This window comes from Rhizorhapis suberifaciens, assembly GCF_014200045.1.
In the GTDB taxonomy this organism is placed as follows: Bacteria; Pseudomonadota; Alphaproteobacteria; order Sphingomonadales; family Sphingomonadaceae; genus Rhizorhapis; species Rhizorhapis suberifaciens.
Genome location: NZ_JACHOV010000007.1, coordinates 113,984 through 129,209, shown reverse-complemented (window position 1 = coordinate 129,209; position 15,226 = coordinate 113,984). Strand labels below are relative to the sequence as shown.

13 protein-coding genes and 1 tRNA gene are annotated in these 15,226 nt (G+C 58.0%); 9 read left to right on the top strand and 5 right to left on the bottom strand.

Annotated elements, in window-relative coordinates; all coding sequences use genetic code 11:
* The first annotated feature begins 32 nt into the window (after positions 1 to 32).
* The 3 genes from HNQ99_RS10375 (at position 33) to HNQ99_RS10365 (ending at position 4,623) form a co-directional block, all read left to right on the top strand.
* Positions 33 to 1,592 carry an AMP-binding protein gene (locus HNQ99_RS10375; protein WP_184475580.1) on the top strand — a complete coding sequence of 520 codons (1,560 nt, stop codon included), beginning with the start codon at positions 33 to 35 and terminating at the stop codon, positions 1,590 to 1,592.
* Between the two features lie 85 nt (positions 1,593 to 1,677).
* On the top strand, positions 1,678 to 3,756 hold the full coding sequence (locus HNQ99_RS10370; protein ID WP_221232662.1) for a PQQ-dependent dehydrogenase, methanol/ethanol family: 2,079 nt from the start codon (positions 1,678 to 1,680) through the stop codon (positions 3,754 to 3,756).
* Positions 3,757 to 4,623 (top strand): amidohydrolase family protein, encoded by an 867-nt coding sequence (locus HNQ99_RS10365; protein ID WP_184475578.1) that lies wholly within the window; start codon positions 3,757 to 3,759, stop codon positions 4,621 to 4,623.
* Positions 4,624 to 4,643: 20 nt separating this feature from the next.
* On the opposite strand, the gene HNQ99_RS10360 is transcribed toward HNQ99_RS10365, so the two are convergent.
* Both HNQ99_RS10360 and HNQ99_RS10355 read right to left on the bottom strand, forming a co-directional pair.
* The gene (locus HNQ99_RS10360; RefSeq protein WP_184475577.1) at positions 4,644 to 5,537 is read right to left on the bottom strand and encodes an SDR family NAD(P)-dependent oxidoreductase; all 894 of its coding nucleotides are present in this window, start codon (positions 5,535 to 5,537) and stop codon (positions 4,644 to 4,646) included.
* On the bottom strand, positions 5,534 to 6,445 hold the full coding sequence (locus HNQ99_RS10355) for an SDR family NAD(P)-dependent oxidoreductase (RefSeq protein ID WP_184475576.1): 912 nt from the start codon (positions 6,443 to 6,445) through the stop codon (positions 5,534 to 5,536). Before HNQ99_RS10355 ends, HNQ99_RS10360 begins: the two co-directional genes overlap by 4 nt.
* A gap of 160 nt (positions 6,446 to 6,605) precedes the next feature.
* Here HNQ99_RS10355 and HNQ99_RS10350 point away from each other — a divergent pair, with 160 nt between their 5' ends.
* The 4 genes from HNQ99_RS10350 to HNQ99_RS10335 are packed head-to-tail and all read left to right on the top strand — an operon-like array spanning position 6,606 to position 11,538.
* The gene (locus HNQ99_RS10350) at positions 6,606 to 7,367 is read left to right on the top strand and encodes a nuclear transport factor 2 family protein (protein WP_322790358.1); all 762 of its coding nucleotides are present in this window, start codon (positions 6,606 to 6,608) and stop codon (positions 7,365 to 7,367) included.
* Between the two features lie 31 nt (positions 7,368 to 7,398).
* Positions 7,399 to 8,832, top strand: coding sequence for an NAD-dependent succinate-semialdehyde dehydrogenase (locus tag HNQ99_RS10345; protein WP_184475575.1), 1,434 nt, complete (start codon positions 7,399 to 7,401; stop codon positions 8,830 to 8,832).
* Positions 8,833 to 8,866: 34 nt separating this feature from the next.
* The gene (locus tag HNQ99_RS10340; protein WP_184475574.1) at positions 8,867 to 9,916 is read left to right on the top strand and encodes an amidohydrolase family protein; all 1,050 of its coding nucleotides are present in this window, start codon (positions 8,867 to 8,869) and stop codon (positions 9,914 to 9,916) included.
* Positions 9,913 to 11,538, top strand: a complete 1,626-nt coding sequence (locus HNQ99_RS10335) for an MFS transporter (RefSeq protein WP_184475573.1) — start codon at positions 9,913 to 9,915, stop codon at positions 11,536 to 11,538. Before HNQ99_RS10340 ends, HNQ99_RS10335 begins: the two co-directional genes overlap by 4 nt.
* A 6-nt stretch (positions 11,539 to 11,544) precedes the next feature.
* Here the strand turns inward: HNQ99_RS10335 and HNQ99_RS10330 are convergent, their stop codons facing one another.
* Positions 11,545 to 13,026 (bottom strand): carotenoid oxygenase family protein, encoded by a 1,482-nt coding sequence (locus HNQ99_RS10330; RefSeq protein ID WP_184475572.1) that lies wholly within the window; start codon positions 13,024 to 13,026, stop codon positions 11,545 to 11,547.
* A gap of 170 nt (positions 13,027 to 13,196) precedes the next feature.
* On the opposite strand from HNQ99_RS10330, the gene HNQ99_RS10325 reads away from it, so the two are divergent.
* Together HNQ99_RS10325 and HNQ99_RS10320 are read left to right on the top strand one after the other, a co-directional pair.
* The gene (locus HNQ99_RS10325; protein ID WP_184475571.1) at positions 13,197 to 13,643 is read left to right on the top strand and encodes a MarR family winged helix-turn-helix transcriptional regulator; all 447 of its coding nucleotides are present in this window, start codon (positions 13,197 to 13,199) and stop codon (positions 13,641 to 13,643) included.
* Positions 13,644 to 13,809: 166 nt separating this feature from the next.
* The gene (locus HNQ99_RS10320; RefSeq protein WP_184475570.1) at positions 13,810 to 14,562 is read left to right on the top strand and encodes a YciE/YciF ferroxidase family protein; all 753 of its coding nucleotides are present in this window, start codon (positions 13,810 to 13,812) and stop codon (positions 14,560 to 14,562) included.
* A gap of 123 nt (positions 14,563 to 14,685) precedes the next feature.
* Here the strand turns inward: HNQ99_RS10320 and HNQ99_RS10315 are convergent, their stop codons facing one another.
* Positions 14,686 to 14,937, bottom strand: coding sequence for a hypothetical protein (locus tag HNQ99_RS10315; RefSeq protein WP_184475569.1), 252 nt, complete (start codon positions 14,935 to 14,937; stop codon positions 14,686 to 14,688).
* 104 nt (positions 14,938 to 15,041) lie between these two features.
* A tRNA-Leu gene (locus tag HNQ99_RS10310) sits at positions 15,042 to 15,128 on the bottom strand.
* Positions 15,129 to 15,226 lie beyond the last annotated feature (98 nt).

The following is a 15,226-nucleotide window of genomic DNA, read 5'->3' as shown; positions in this document are numbered from 1 at the left end:
GTGGCGATAACCGATAATCAGAGGCGGCAAGCATGAGAGCCATCGACTATTTCGATCGAGGTCACGATCTCAATCCCGACCGGCCTGCTATCATTCAGGACGGCAAGGTTTTGACCTTTGGAGAAACCGCCGCGCTTACCAAGCGGGTAGCGCAGGCCATGTATGCCGGCGGTTTTTGTAACCAGGAGCCGGTCGCTCTTTATTCGCCAAATAGTTGGGAAGTGATGGTGGCGCTGCTTTCGATCTGGCGCGCCAATGGCAAATGGGTGCCGGTCAATACGCGCAACGCCATCGAGGCCAACGTCGCCTATCTGAACTATGTCCGCTGCGAATGGCTGTTCTATGACAGCAGCCTGGCGGAAGATGTCGCTCAGTTGAAGGCGCAGGTGCCGACGCTTCGCCATTGTGTTTGCCTTGATCAAGACTTTGAAGGAGATCCGTCACTCGATCACTTCATCGAAGGCTTCCGAGCGGGGGATTTTGTCGACCGGAGCGACCCTTTCGGCAATCTAGACGACATTGTCGGCATTTTCCCAACCGGGGGCACCACTGGCCCCTCCAAGGGCGTCAATGTGACCAATCTTGGTTGGGGCACAATGATCGAAACCGTGGGTAACGCCTTGGGTGGCCGCACCGACGACCCTAAAACATTGGTTGTGGCGCCTATCACCCATGCAGCGGGACCGGTGTCGCTCGCCACCTTGCAGTTGGGTTCGACCCAAGTCATTCTTCCGGGCTTCGATGCGGAAAAAGTGTTGCGAACCATCGCCGCGCACAAGATTACCCATATGTACCTGCCGCCGACAGCGCTTTACGGCTTGCTCGGATCGCCCGAGCTTGGCCAGCACGATACCTCTTCGCTGAAGCTTTTCCTCCTGGTGGGATCGCCCGTATCGCCGGACAAGCTGCGTCAGGCGGTGGAGACTTTTGGACCCTGCATGTGCCAGTGCTATGGGCAGGTCGAATGCCCGATGATCGTGACGTGGCTCGATCCTGAAACAGTCGCGAAGGCGGCGCGGGGCGATCATCCTGAGCGTCTGGCGAGTTGCGGCCGGCCGAGCTACTCGGCGCGCGTGGGTATAATGGATGATGCCGGAAACCTGCTTCCCAATGGTGAGCCGGGAGAGATCGTCGTTCGCGGCGCAATGGTTTCGCACAGCTATTTCGAAAAGCCAGAGGCGACGGAGGAAATCCGGACCTTTGGCTGGCATCACACGGGCGACGTTGCTTATCGCGACGATGCGGGCTTTCTCTATATCGTCGACCGCAAGAAGGACATGGTCGTTACCGGCGGCTTCAATGTCTTTACCGCCGAGGTGGAGGGCGCCGTCATGGAATTGGATGAGGTGGCTGAATGTGCGGTCATCGGTGTTCCCCACGACAAATGGGGCGAACAGGTTCATGCGATGGTGGTGAAGCGCGGCGATGTCGATGCGGACTCCATCATTGCCCATGCAAAGGCGAGATTGGGAGGCGTGAAGGCTCCCAAAACGGTGGAGTTCATCGAAGCCATTCCCCGCACGGCGGCAGGCAAGATGGACAAAAAGACATTGCGGGCAAGGTATTGGAAGGAAGGGCGGAACGTCCATTGAGGCGATGAAAATCATGCTGAGATCGCATGGAGACTATCAGGTGGGGGGAAGCGTGAAATTTTATCTGTTCAGCCTGGCCGTGACGATGGCGTTGACAGCCTGCGCCAATGGGGGTGATCAGAAAGCGGACGTCACCGAAGCGCGAATTCTTGCCTCCGGAGCTACCGGTGCCGATTGGCTCTCCACGGGCCGTACTTATGATGAGCAGCGCTACAGTCCGCTCTCGCAGATCAACGTTGGCAATGTCGGCCAGTTGGGCCTCTCCTGGTACGCCGATCTTGATACCGCGCGGGGTCAGGAGGGCACTCCCCTGATGATCGACGGCGTGCTCTATGCCTCGACTGCCTGGAACATGGTGAAGGCCTATGATGCAAGGACCGGCAAGCCGATCTGGTCCTATGATCCACAGGTGCCGCGCGACACATTGGTGAAGGCCTGCTGCGACGCCGTCAATCGCGGTCTTGCCGCATGGGGCGACAAGCTCTTCATCGGGACGCTCGACGGGCGCCTGATCGCCCTAGACCGCCAGACTGGTAAGCCTGTCTGGAGTGAGGTGACCGTCGATCAGTCGAAACCCTACACGATCACCGGAGCGCCACGCGTGGTGCAGGGTAAGGTCATCATCGGGAATGGCGGCTCGGAATATGGCGTGCGTGGCTATGTCACGGCTTATGATGCCGACACGGGCAAACAACTTTGGCGCTTCTACACTGTTCCCGGCAATCCCAAGGACGGCTTCAAGGACGAACATCTCGCCAAGGCTGCAAAGACCTGGTTTGGCAAATGGTGGGAACATGGGGGCGGAGGCACCGTCTGGGACGCGATGGCCTATGATCCCGAACTAGACTTGCTCTACATCGGGGTCGGCAACGGTTCTCCCTGGAACCAGCTATACCGCTCCGATGGTAAGGGCGATAATCTCTATTTGTCGTCCATCGTCGCGCTGAAGCCGCAGACGGGCGAATATGTCTGGCACTATCAAACAACACCGGGGGACGCCTGGGACTTTACCGCCACCCAGCACATGATTCTTGCGGACATGAAAATCGGCGGAAGCACTCGCAAGGTGTTGATGCAGGCGCCCAAGAACGGTTTTTTCTATGTGCTCGACCGCACGAACGGAAAGCTGCTTTCCGCCAATAACTTCGTTCCGGTAAACTGGGCCAAGGGCGTCGATATGAAGACGGGCCGTCCCATCGAAAATCCGGATGCGCGCTATTACAGAACTGGCAAGCCTTTTATGGGCTCCCCTGGGGCAACGGGAGCGCATAGCTGGCAACCGATGGCTTATGACCCCAATAACAAGCTGGTGTTCATCCCGGCGAACCTGGCAAGCTTTCCTTATTTTCCGGAAAAGGATTGGAAGCCGTCCCAATTAGGCTTCAACGTCGGCGTCGACATCGGGGCAGGGGCTATGCCGGCCGATGAGGCCATCCGCAAGGCTGCACGAGACGCCACCAAGGGCGCGCTTATCGCCTGGGACCCCATTGCACAGAAAGAACGCTGGCGCGTAAATTATGCCGGGCCATGGAATGGCGGATTGCTGGCTACCGGAGGCGGACTTGTTTTCCAGGGTAGTGCCGCAGGACAGTTCAACGCCTATGCCGCCGTTGACGGGCGGAAGCTCTGGTCCTTTCCTGCCCAAACGGGCGTCATCGCCCCACCCATGACTTATAAACTGGATGGCGACCAATATGTGGCGGTACTGGCCGGATGGGGTGGCATATGGGCCGTCGCTCCCGGCATTTTGTCGGACCTCAGCGGGCCGACGCGCAATATCAGCCGGCTTCTGGTCTTCAAGCTGGGCGGCAAGACCAAGCTTCCGGAGCCGCCGCCGCTCGATGCGCTGCCACTCGATCCTCCACCCGATGCGGCCCCCGCTGATGTATCGGCGCAGGGAGCGTCGCGCTTTGCCCGCTATTGCAGCGTGTGCCACGGCGATGCAGCCGTTTCTGGCGGGATTAATCCCGATCTGCGCCATAGCGGCCTTCTCAATGATGCAGATGCTTGGAAGGCGGTGGTCCATGACGGCGCCCTGAAGGAGAACGGCATGGTCAGCTTCGCGCCGATAATGTCGGCGGCGCAGATCGATACGATCCGGCATTATATAATTAAGCGCGCCAATGAGGATAAAGCCCTCGAAGCGAAGGCGAAGGGAAAATAAATGGACATTTCCAAGCTCAAGGCCATTGACGTCCACGTCCACGCGGAGGTCTCCTGTCGCCAGCCTGAAGACCCGATTATGGGTGAATTCTTCGATTATTCGACGAAATATTTCAAGGCCGACAGAAAACGTCCCACTATACCGGAAACGATTGCATATTATCGGGAAAAGCAGATCGGCTTTGTCATGTTCACCGTGGACATGGAAGCCGGCACCGGCATCAAGCGTATTTCCAACGAAGAAATTGCAGAGGCGGCGGCGGCGAACAGCGACATCATGATCGCCTTTGCCTCAATCGATCCGCACAAGGGCAAGATGGGCGCGCTTGAGGCCCGGCGACTGATTGAGGATTATGGCGTCAAAGGCTTCAAATTCCATCCTCCGATGCAGAATTTTGATCCTGGCGACCGCATGGCCTGGCCACTTTATGAGGTGATTGCCGAATATGGTTTGCCCGCCATCTTTCACACTGGCCATAGCGGCATGGGTACCGGCATGAAGGGGGGCGGCGGCATCCGCCTGAAATATGGTCAGCCTATCATGGTCGACGATGTGGCGGTGGATTTTCCCGACATGAAGATCATCCTTGCCCATCCGAGCTGGCCCTGGACCGACGAAAGTCTGTCGATGGCGCTCCACAAGGAGAATGTCTATATCGACCTTTCCGGCTGGTCGCCTAAATATTTCCCCAAGCAGATCATTCAGTACGCCAATACCCAGCTTCGCAAGAAGATGCTGTTCGGTTCCGACTATCCGCTAATCAGGCCGGATGTATGGATGGACGCTGCGAAGGAGATTGGTTTTCGCGAAGACGTGCTGCCCGGTATTATGAAGGACAATGCGGTCAAGCTGCTGGGGCTCGCCTAACCGCCGGCTTGTAACCCCCTTTATTTGGCGATGCCAGCCTTTAGGCGGGCGGCGCGGAAATTGTCGCGTCGAATGGCTTCGAATTCGGCGCGCTTAGCGGGGGTTTCCCCATCCGGATAGGCGGCGATAATCTCGTCGAAGATTTCCTGCAGCTCCGCTTTATGTTCCGGGTGGGGAAAGATGTAGAACTTGTCTTCCCGGATGGCGGCCAGCACCTTTTCGGCAACTTCCATGGGGTCCATTCCGAACTGGTGGACATCCGCCAGCTTGGCTTTGAAGCTGACATCGGCCGGCTTGCCCCGATCCGGCAGGGCTTCCGGGCGAAGGCTGTCGCTGTCGTGGATCGCACTGTTGACGAGACCGGGGCAAAGAAGCGACACGCCAATGCCATGCGGTTGCAGGCTGTATCTCAGTGATTCCGTAAGCGCCCTCACGGCAAATTTCGACGTGTTGTAGATCCCCGGCACCCCCGACGCGAGAAAACAGGCCATTGATGCGGTATTGACGATATGAGCATCGCCTCCACGTACCTTCATTCGCGGAACAAAGGTCATGATCCCGTTGACGACGCCGTGCAGGTTGACGCCCAGCACCCAGTCCCAATCATCATAGCTGGACTCGTCGATCGACTGGAAAAGATTGATGCCCGCATTGTTGAAAAGCAACGAGACCGGCCCAAGTTCAGATTCCGCCTGGTCAGCGGCCTTGGCAAAGCCTTCGCGTGACGACACGTCCAACTTGATAGGCAGCAGCTCATGATTATCCATGCTGGTCTCGACCGCATCAAGCGCGTCCTGACGGATGTCGGCAATGGCGACCTTGCACCCTTCCGCCAACAGCGCCCGGGCAAGGCCCAGGCCAATGCCATTGGCGCCTCCGGTGATGAAAGCGGTACGTCCGGCGAGATTCTTCATGCTTTAACTCCCTTCAATTCGGCCTGCCGCTCACGTTCTTCCGCGTGAAGGGGGTTGCGGAACAGTAGGGAGTAGGTGCTTTTGAGTTCCTGATCTTCAGGCAGATCGGGTATGGCCGCGACCATAGCGGCGGCGCGATCCTTGACCCCGTCGCGGAATTCGCTGTGCGTCAGAATGTAAAGCTCGTCATTGAGCACGCCCTCAAGCACACGTTCGCCAACCACCTCGGCTGGGCGGAAAAGATGCTGGCGGACGCCGCCCTGCTGCCTCTGCTTGTCGGATTGGGCGTAGCCTGTGTCAGCAAGTTCAGCCGGACGGGTCTTGCCTACTTCCGCGATATTTGATTGCACCGGGCCGGGGCAGAAGGCGGAGCAGATGATGCCCTTGGGCTCCAACTCGCCTCGCATGGCTTCCATCATGCCGATGATGGCGGCTTTGCTCGTTGTATAAGCGACGGTCCCCGGATGCGGCAAATAACCCGACATCGACGCGGTTGAGACGATATGGCCGCCCTCGCCATGGGCGATCATGCGCGGCAGGATTGTGACGATCCCATTGATAACGCCCGTCAGATTTACGCCCAACGTCCAATCCCAATCGCTGAACGTCGCCAGCTCCACAGGACCGCCGGTTGCGACGCCAGCATTGTTGACCAGCAGATGAATTTTGCCGAAACGCGCTTCTGCAGCGTCGACTGCCTGGGCATATCCAGGCCTGTCAGTGACATCGAGCTTAAGCGCCAGGACGGCGTCCGTGCCAAGTTCGGCCACTGCCTGGTCCAGATGTTCCTGCCAAATGTCGGCAATGACCACGTTCATGCCATGATGTCGGCACGCCTTGGCTATGCCCAGGCCAATGCCTGATGCGCCGCCAGTGATGAATGCCGTTTTTCCAGCCAAATTCTGCATGTGGTACTTGCTCCTCTGCCGCGGCTGCGGATGTTTCCCCGTCTTGGCCCTTGGATCAACATGGCAGGCCTGGCCGGTGTTGAACAGCATTTTTGTATGTTACATATACAATCTTGCCAAGGGCGCATTTAACGGACACAGTGCGGGCAAGAAAACAATTGTGACCGAGTCACAGCCTTTTGGAGAGGACGACCCAGTGACGGATCAAAACAGAATAGCCGCGCTTGAAGCAACCGTGGCCGAACTCGGACGCCGTTTGACAGTGCAAGAAGACGAGCAGGCGATCCGCAAGCTGCAGCATCTTTACGGCTATCTCATCGACAAATGTCTTTATCGCGAAACCGTGGATCTCTTTACGGATGACTGTGAAGTCCATTTCTTCGGCGGCATCTTCAAGGGCAAGGTCGGCGCGGCCCGGCTATACATCGAACGCTTCCAGAAGCGCTTTACTCATGGGAATAATGGCCCGGTCGACGGTTTCCTGCTGGAACATCCGCAAATCCAGGACATTATCGACATTCAACCGGACGGCGTCACCGCCCTCGGCCGCTATCGCTCCATGATGCAGGCGGGGCGGCACAAGGATTATGGCGAAGCCCGCCAATGGTGGGAAGGCGGCATCTACGAAAATACATATAAGAAGGTGGACGGGGTGTGGCGCATCCATATCCTCAATTATGCACCCCAATGGCATGCCGACTTCGAAACGGGCTGGGCCAATACCAAACCCAATTATGTGCCGTTCCTTTCCACCACTTTTCCTGAGGATCCCGCTGGTCCTGATGCGTTGAAGGAGGACGTCTGGCTTTGGCCGACGCACAAGATCGTCCCGTTCCACAACCTGCATCCGGTCACCGGCGAACCAATCGTCGCCGAGCGCTGGCAGGGTGATATCGACAGGGAACAGGCCGCGACAGCATGATCGCGTCCTGGCCCGATTACAGGAGGCATCGATGACAACCTATCCACCTCTTCACATGGTCATCGACGGAGAACGAGTCGCACGCGCGGGGCGAGAGACTTTCACTGTTGTGAATCCTGCGACGGGCGAGCCGATTGGTGAATTGCCAATCGCGACGACCGCGGATCTGGATCGCGCTCTGGAGGCGGCGCAACGCGGCTTCAGGCGCTGGCGTAACTCGACGCCTCAGGAGCGGGCCGAGGTGCTGAACGGGGCTGCGCGCTTGATGGTCGAGCGAGCTGACGAGCTTGCGCGGATCGCCACGCTGGAACAGGGCAAGACATTCGCTGAGGCGCGGATGGAAGTCATGATGAATGTCGGATTGTTCCATTTCTATGCGGCCGAACTGTCCCGCAATTATGGTCGCGTGCTGGTGAGGCCCCACGGGACGCAGTCGGTTGTGGTCAAGGAACCGGTCGGCCCGGTCGCCGCCTTTGCGCCATGGAACTTCCCGCTTGGAAATCCGGGCCGGAAGCTTGGCGGTCCGATCGCTGCGGGCTGCTCGGTAATCCTGAAAGCGGCTGAGGAAACGCCGGCGTCCGCCTTGGGGGTCCTGCAATGCTTGCTGGACGCCGGATTGCCGGGCGATGTGGCGCATGCGGTATTTGGTGTGCCCGATATGGTATCCCGTCACCTGCTGGCGTCTCCGATCATTCGCAAACTAAGCTTCACGGGTTCAACGGTCGTTGGCAAGCACCTCATGAAGCTGGCGGCGGACGACATGAAGCGTACGACCCTGGAATTGGGCGGTCATGGTCCGGTGCTGGTCTTTGACGATGTCAATGTGGACCAAGTGCTCGACACCATGGTGCCCGCCAAATACCGCAATGCGGGTCAGGTATGTGTTTCCCCCACGCGCTTTATTGTGCAGGAGGGGATCTATGATCGCTTTGTCTCCGGCTTTGCCGAGCGCGCAGCGGCGCTGAAGGTCGGCGACGGTCTCAACCCCGCGTCGCAAATGGGACCGATGGCCAATGCCCGTCGACCCGAAGCGATGGACCAGTTGATTGGCGATGCCGTGCAGAAGGGCGCGAAACTGCACGCGGGAGGCAAGCGGCTAGGCAATAGAGGTTTCTTCTATGCCCCGACGGTGCTTTCGGACATTCCGCTCGATGCCAGGATCATGAACGAAGAACCCTTTGGGCCGGTGGCGCTACTGAATCCCTTTGGCAGGGAAGATGACATGATCGCTGAGGCCAATCGTCTGCCCTATGGCCTTGCCGCCTATGCCTGGACCACCGATGCGGCGCGCCGCAAGCGGCTGGCGCGGGAAATCGAGACCGGCATGATGGGCATCAACACAAATGCCATCGGTGCACCGGACGCGCCCTTCGGAGGGGTGAAGTGGTCTGGCCACGGACATGAAAGCGGCCCTGAGGGACTGGATGCCTACCTTGTGACAAAGGCCGTGCACGAGGGACTATAGTCCTGCCGATAAAGAGTGGTGAAGGAGCAGATGCATGACCCACGAACTGAAAACCGGCGGCGACCGGGGCTATTTGCGCATCGCCACCGAAGAGGCTTTCGCGACCCGCGAGCAGATCGATGGGATCATGCGGCTGGTGCGCGAAGGGAAGGCCGACAAGGGAACGACGTCGCTATGGGGTTTCTACGGCGGCAGTCCGTCGGAACGCGCCATGCAGATCCTGGAGCAGCTGTTGGATTTGGATGAGCAGCGGATCGCGAACATGGACGCAACCGGGATAGACGTCGCCATTCTCTCACTGACCGCGCCTGGAGTGCAGGTGTTCGAAGCGGATGAGGCCAAGCGCATCGTCACCAACGCAAATAACCAGCTCGCCCGCGCTATTGAACGTCATGCCCAGCGTTATGTCGGTATGACCAGCATCGCGCCGCAGGATCCCGGCTGGTCGGCGCATGAAATTGCGCGCGGACGCGAACTTGGCTTTCGTGGCGTCATGGTCAACAGCCATACTGGGGGCGAGTATCTGGACAATCCGAAATTCGATCCGATCTTCCGTGCCTGTGTCGAGGTGGACCAGCCGCTCTATATCCACCCTCAATCGCCGCCGGACAGCATGATCGGCCCCATGATCGAGGCCGGTCTGGACGGAGCGATTTTCGGATTCGGAGTTGAAACCGGAATGCACCTGCTACGGATTATCGTGAGCGGAGTTTTCGATCGTTACCCAAGTCTGAAGATCATTGTCGGTCATGGCGGCGAGGCACTGCCCTATTGGCTGTACCGCATCAATTTCATGCATCAGGCCGGCGTCAAATCGCAGCGTTATGAGTGCATGAAGCCGCTGAAAAAGGACATTTTTGGCTATATGCGGGAAAATGTCTATATCACCACCAGCGGCATGGCCTGGGCTCCCCCCATTGAATATGCCATTCGCGTGCTGGGCGAAGATCGCGTGATGTACGCAATGGATTATCCTTATGAATTCGTGCCGGACGAGGTACGCACACACGACCTGCTCGACATTAGCGATGCAGCAAAAAAGAAACTGATGCAGACCAATGCGGAGCGGGTCTTCAATCTGTGAACCGGCAGGACGCGGGCGCTAAGCTCGGAGGTAAAGCCGCGTGGTGGGCGCTGGCCCTGGTCGCCCTCACGCAAGCCATGAGTATGGTAGACCGCCAGATTCTGGCAATCCTGTTGCCTCGCATCAAGGCCGACCTGAATGTTGGAGACGCGGAGATGGGCCTGCTTTACGGCACGGTCTTTGCACTCTTCTATGCCGTTTTTTCGCTGCCCTTAGGGCGGTTGGCGGACGGGTGGGTGCGCCACCGGCTGTTGGCCCTGTCGATTGCCAGTTGGTCATTGATGACCGCTCTTGGCGGCATGGCGAACAGCTTCGGCCTGCTGGCGCTGTCGCGTTTGGGAGTGGGCGTTGGTGAAGCCAGCGTGCAGCCGGCCGGCATGTCGCTGCTGAGCGACTATTTTCCAAAGCAAATGAGGGGAACGGTCACAGCCGTGATCGCCGCCTCCATTGCCTTTGGCCTGGGCGCCGCTTTGTGGCTGGGTGGAACGGTCGCCGACGGTTGGGATAGCCTATACCCGAAACCGGGCAGCGCGCCGCTTGGCATCAAGGCCTGGCAGGCCGCATTTCTGGCGGCCGCCCTGCCTGGCTTTGTTCTGAGCATATTGCTCTGGCGGATGACCGAGCCGGTTCGCGGCGCTTCGGACGACGTACTGCAGCCCTCCGATCCTCATCCTTTTCGGGCGAGTTGGGAGACGTTGGCTGGAATTTTGCCGCTGTTCAACTGGTTCAATCTGGCGCGGAACCGCGCAAGCGCGGGTGTCTGGACTGTGAATTTAGGGGGCTTACTGCTGATCACGTTCGCCATGTATTGGCTTACCCACTGGACCGATAATCTGCGTGAAGTGACCCCGCCGCCGCTGCAACTGGGGGGCATGCCAGTCTCCGGCAATGCCCTGCAATGGATTGTCACAGGCTTTGGTATCTATGTGGTGCTCAACTGGCTTCAATCCCTTAAACTGCGCGACGCCCCTGCCTATGCGATCATTGGCAAGACGCCGAGCCTGCTGTTGCTCTTCGCCATCGCCGCCCTGCAGTCCGTGATCAACTATGGCGTGATGGCGTGGAGCCCCAGCTTCATCATCAAGTCCTATGGAGCCAGCCCCGCCGAAGTTGGCCTGTATTTCGGAGCGCTGGTGGCCGGGATCGGCATTGTCGGGCCGCTGATCGCCGGTCCCCTGTCCGATTGGGTTCATAGGAAAATTCGGGGCGGGCGCATGTACGTGACTTTGTTCTCACTGACGGTGTCGCCATTGATCGCCCTATGGGCTTATCGCGCCGAGACGATCGGTGCTTTTTATCTGGAGTTCACCCTTTACAGTCTGCTCGTCACCATGTGGATTCCGCCCATTTATGCGAGCTTTCTTGACTTGGTCCTGCCGCGCATGCGTGGGGCGGTCATGAGCTTTTACATTCTGACTATGACCATTACCGGTCTGGGGATGGGACCCTATATCGTTGGTCTGGTCAGTGACTCGAATGGCGGTGATCTGGGTTCAGCAATCCTTTCGGTCTACTGGCTTGCCCCGGCGCTGGTGCTGTTGGTGTTGCTCGTCATAGGCCGGTTGCCGAAAGACGAAGCAACGCTGCTGGAACGAGCGCGCGCGGCGCAGGAGAAAATCTGACACCCCTCAAGCGGTAAATGCCGGCTCCAATCCCGCATCGCTCGCATCGGCCCAGTTGCCATGTAGCCCAAAGCGCAGGCGAACTGGGAGTTTGATCGTCGCAATCGGGCCTTTCTCAATATCCAGAGCGTCAAACAACAGAAGGTCGGAACGATGCTCCTCCAGCCGATTGCAAAGCTGCACGATCCAGCCATCGCCTTCGGGTGCGTTCTTGCTGCGTGGAATGAAGCAGGGCTCCTGGAGCGATGAAGTCGGGCCGCACCACCATTTCTGCTCCCGGCCGGTGCCGTGGTCGATCAAACCCAGCGTGTTCATGACATAGCCGCCCGCGCTGCCGCCCTTCAGATCCACCGGCTGCTGGGGATCGATGACGAGCAGCCAACCATAGCGATATTTTCTGCCGGTCTGCCGGTCGTCAATGCGTGGGAATTCGCCGATCATGTCGGTGAGCCGAGTAACCGCTTCGAACTGGTCGCTGTTGGACGCCATGTCCACGGTCCAGCGGGTGAGGAAACTCGCCGCCTCCATCGGATTAAAGGGCGCGCCGTGTACATCGGGGAAGAAGGGAAACATATTATTCTTCGCGACGGGGGTGTCGAAATACACCTTCGTCCCTTCATTCCAGGCGTTCATGACATGGCTGGCAAAGCAGTTTGGCGCGGTGAACCAGCGGATATCGTCGGCAGTGGCCTCTTCCCGCCGGGGCAGGACGCCCAAATAGATCGGCAGGGTCGTGTCAAAACCAAAATGTGGCAGGCCCTTTTCCAGGCGTTCAATGCTGCCGATACTGGGGACCACATGAAAGACGGCATAATCCTTGGTGATGCCGAAATCATGCATCATGCAGTAATAGGGAACCTCGAACCACAGCTCCCGCAGCAACTCGCCTTCGGGACTGATCTCGTAATAGGTCATATCCTTGGTGCAAATGCCCTTGGAGGCATAGCCAAAGGCGATCATGTTGCCGCTGTCCGGATCGACTTTTGGGTGAGCGGTAAAAGTTTGCCCGGTCATCTTGCCGCCGAAGCTGGTGTAGCCTTGGGTGTCCAAAGTCCTAGGGTCCATAACAACCGGGGGGCTGTCTTCCTTTAAAGCATATATCTTGCCACCATGAACGAAGGCGTTGGTGTTGGCCGTGCCGCGATACATGCCTTTCACGGAAGGGTCGTCGGTCAACGGATTGCGATAGGCGCCGAACAGCGACCGCCCCGCATTCCGTTCCGCGATGAATTTGTCGGTGCGGGCGTAGCGCTGCCGGTAATCGCATTTGCCGTCATGAAAGTGGAACATGCTGATATTGCCGTCGCCGTTGAAGGCAATGTCATCGCCTAACAGCGGTGGAAATTGCGGATCAGGCTGCACCCTGTAGAACGCGCCGTTCAACTGCGGCGGGATTTCACCGATGACATCGAGGTCCATGATTTCCCCTTCGAACCGCGATGGCGTATTGAACCCGGTGAAGGAGGGTGTGTCGGGGAAGTGCGTCATTATCCACTCCGGCAAATTTTCTGTTTGGAAAGATTGTATGTTACATATACAATCAGAAACTGCCAAGCAGAACTAATCCGCGATTTAATGTAAGCTTGCCAAAAAGGGGGCTATGCGCCAAGAATTCGGCGTGCAGCAAAACGGATGCGGAGTGGGATTATTCATTGACCATGAACGAACTGAACATGGATTTGCATGAAGAAGTCGGAGAAATTGACGATATCCTCGGATTCCACATCCGGCTGGCGCATGTCGCGGTTTATCGGCATTTCATGGAGACTTTTTCGGAACTGGACCTGACTCAGAAACAGGTTTCTGTTCTGTGGTTGATTGACGATCACCCCGCTATCGCTCAGGCGGACCTGGGCCGTCGCCTCCGCATTGATCGGGCGACAATCATGGCCATCATCAACCGGCTTCAAAAAAGGGGCTATGTCCAGCGCGGACAGTCAAAGAGTGATGGCCGCCGTCAGACGCTGCATCTCACTGATGAAGGCAAGATTGCACTGGAGAGGGCCCGCGCCGCTATTCTGGATCATGAGCGGTGGCTGAAGGGGCGCTTTTCTCAGTCGGAAATGGATATGCTGATGTCGCTTCTGCGTCGGATTCACGAATAGTTGTCATTCCCAACGCTGTTGGTGACCCGTTCATTTCCGTGTTTTGGGCGGTGGACTTACCAGCCTTTAACTTACGATAATTCATCCGCGGAGTTCGCGCGTTACCTTTCCCGCTCACTCAGGAGAGAGGGCGGTTCGACGCCAACCGCCCATGGGAGCAGTTGTCATGAACATGAACTTCGCCGGCAGGATGCGTAGTAGCGGGCAATTGGGTCGGATGGGCCGGCGTACCCGAGGGAGCCGATATTACAGGCCGATGTCCTGGCTTTTACTGGCAGGTGCGGTCGGAGTGGCTGGACTTGGCTATGCCGTGTGGCGGATGGCATCGAGCGGCCGCAGGAATTCGGAACAGGCAAGCGAAGAAAACCCCCGTTCAGGCGAACGCTGGTGGCAAGCCCTTATGCCTCATATGGGTGAGGTGTCCCGGATCGACAGTTTGCAAGCCCTTTACGTAGCTGAGCTACAGGAACTGCGTCACGCAGACGGAAAACTTGCTGCTTTGCTGTCACGTCTTGCAAAGGCCGCCAGCAATGAAGAACTGGCCAAACGCTTGCGCAGGCATGAAGGAAAAGTCGAAGTTCAGCGGCGGCGTGTGTCCGATATCATTCAGCAATGCGGAGCATCGGCCAGCGCTCACAAGGACGCCGCAATGCGCGCGCTTGAAACAGAAGCGACCAAGATGTTGAAGATAAAGGCCGATCCTGCACTTCGCGACGCCGCCATCATCGCTTCTTTCCAACGCATTATGCATTACCGTATAGCGACGCTGGGAACGATTGCGGCCTATGCGCAGTTGCTGGGGCGCAATGCCGAAGCCAGTGAATTTGCTGAATGGTCGGACGCCGAAGGCAAGTTGGATCATGATCTGACCGATCTTGCCGAAGCTACGATCAACAAAACCGCCAAGCACACGGCTTGACGATATAGAGCAACAAGCCTTTAAATTCTGGCCCACATTCCGTGACGTGCTCCTGAAGCCCTTGGCCGAGGAGCACGGTCGGGCTGCGTGGGTTACCATTTAACGGGGGCAAGCGCCAAGTCGTTACCGCTGCTCGGTCTCCTCGGGCTCTCGGGGCCGATCTATGGAGATTTCCGGCACCTTCACCGTTTCATTCCGGGTTCCAACATCCACGTCCGGAGTTTCTACGTCAAAGGCTGGCATCTGACCGCCTTGGGTCTGCACCTCGGGTAGACGGGCTTGCCGCGTCTGCTGCACGTCTATTACACCAAACGCATAGAGAACGACGCCCACGACCAGGACCAGCAATATTATCATTAACAGGGTGCGGATCATAAGGGCCTCCTTTGCACTCGGGCTCTTGCCGGTTTCGCTAGGACCGGAAAACCACTCTAGGCAACGAAGAACGTGCGCCATGGTTGCAACCCAGAGGCCATTGCTGGTGCGGACGGCGGGACTTGAACCCGCACTTCCTGTCGGAAAGCAGATTTTAAGTCTGCTGCGTCTACCGATTTCGCCACGTCCGCGCAGCAAGGTCTCCGCCATCAATCGATAGCGCGATCCAGCGGAGCAGTGCACGAAATCGCTGCCCGGCGTCAAGTCACGGCGGTCCTTGGCCCGGAGA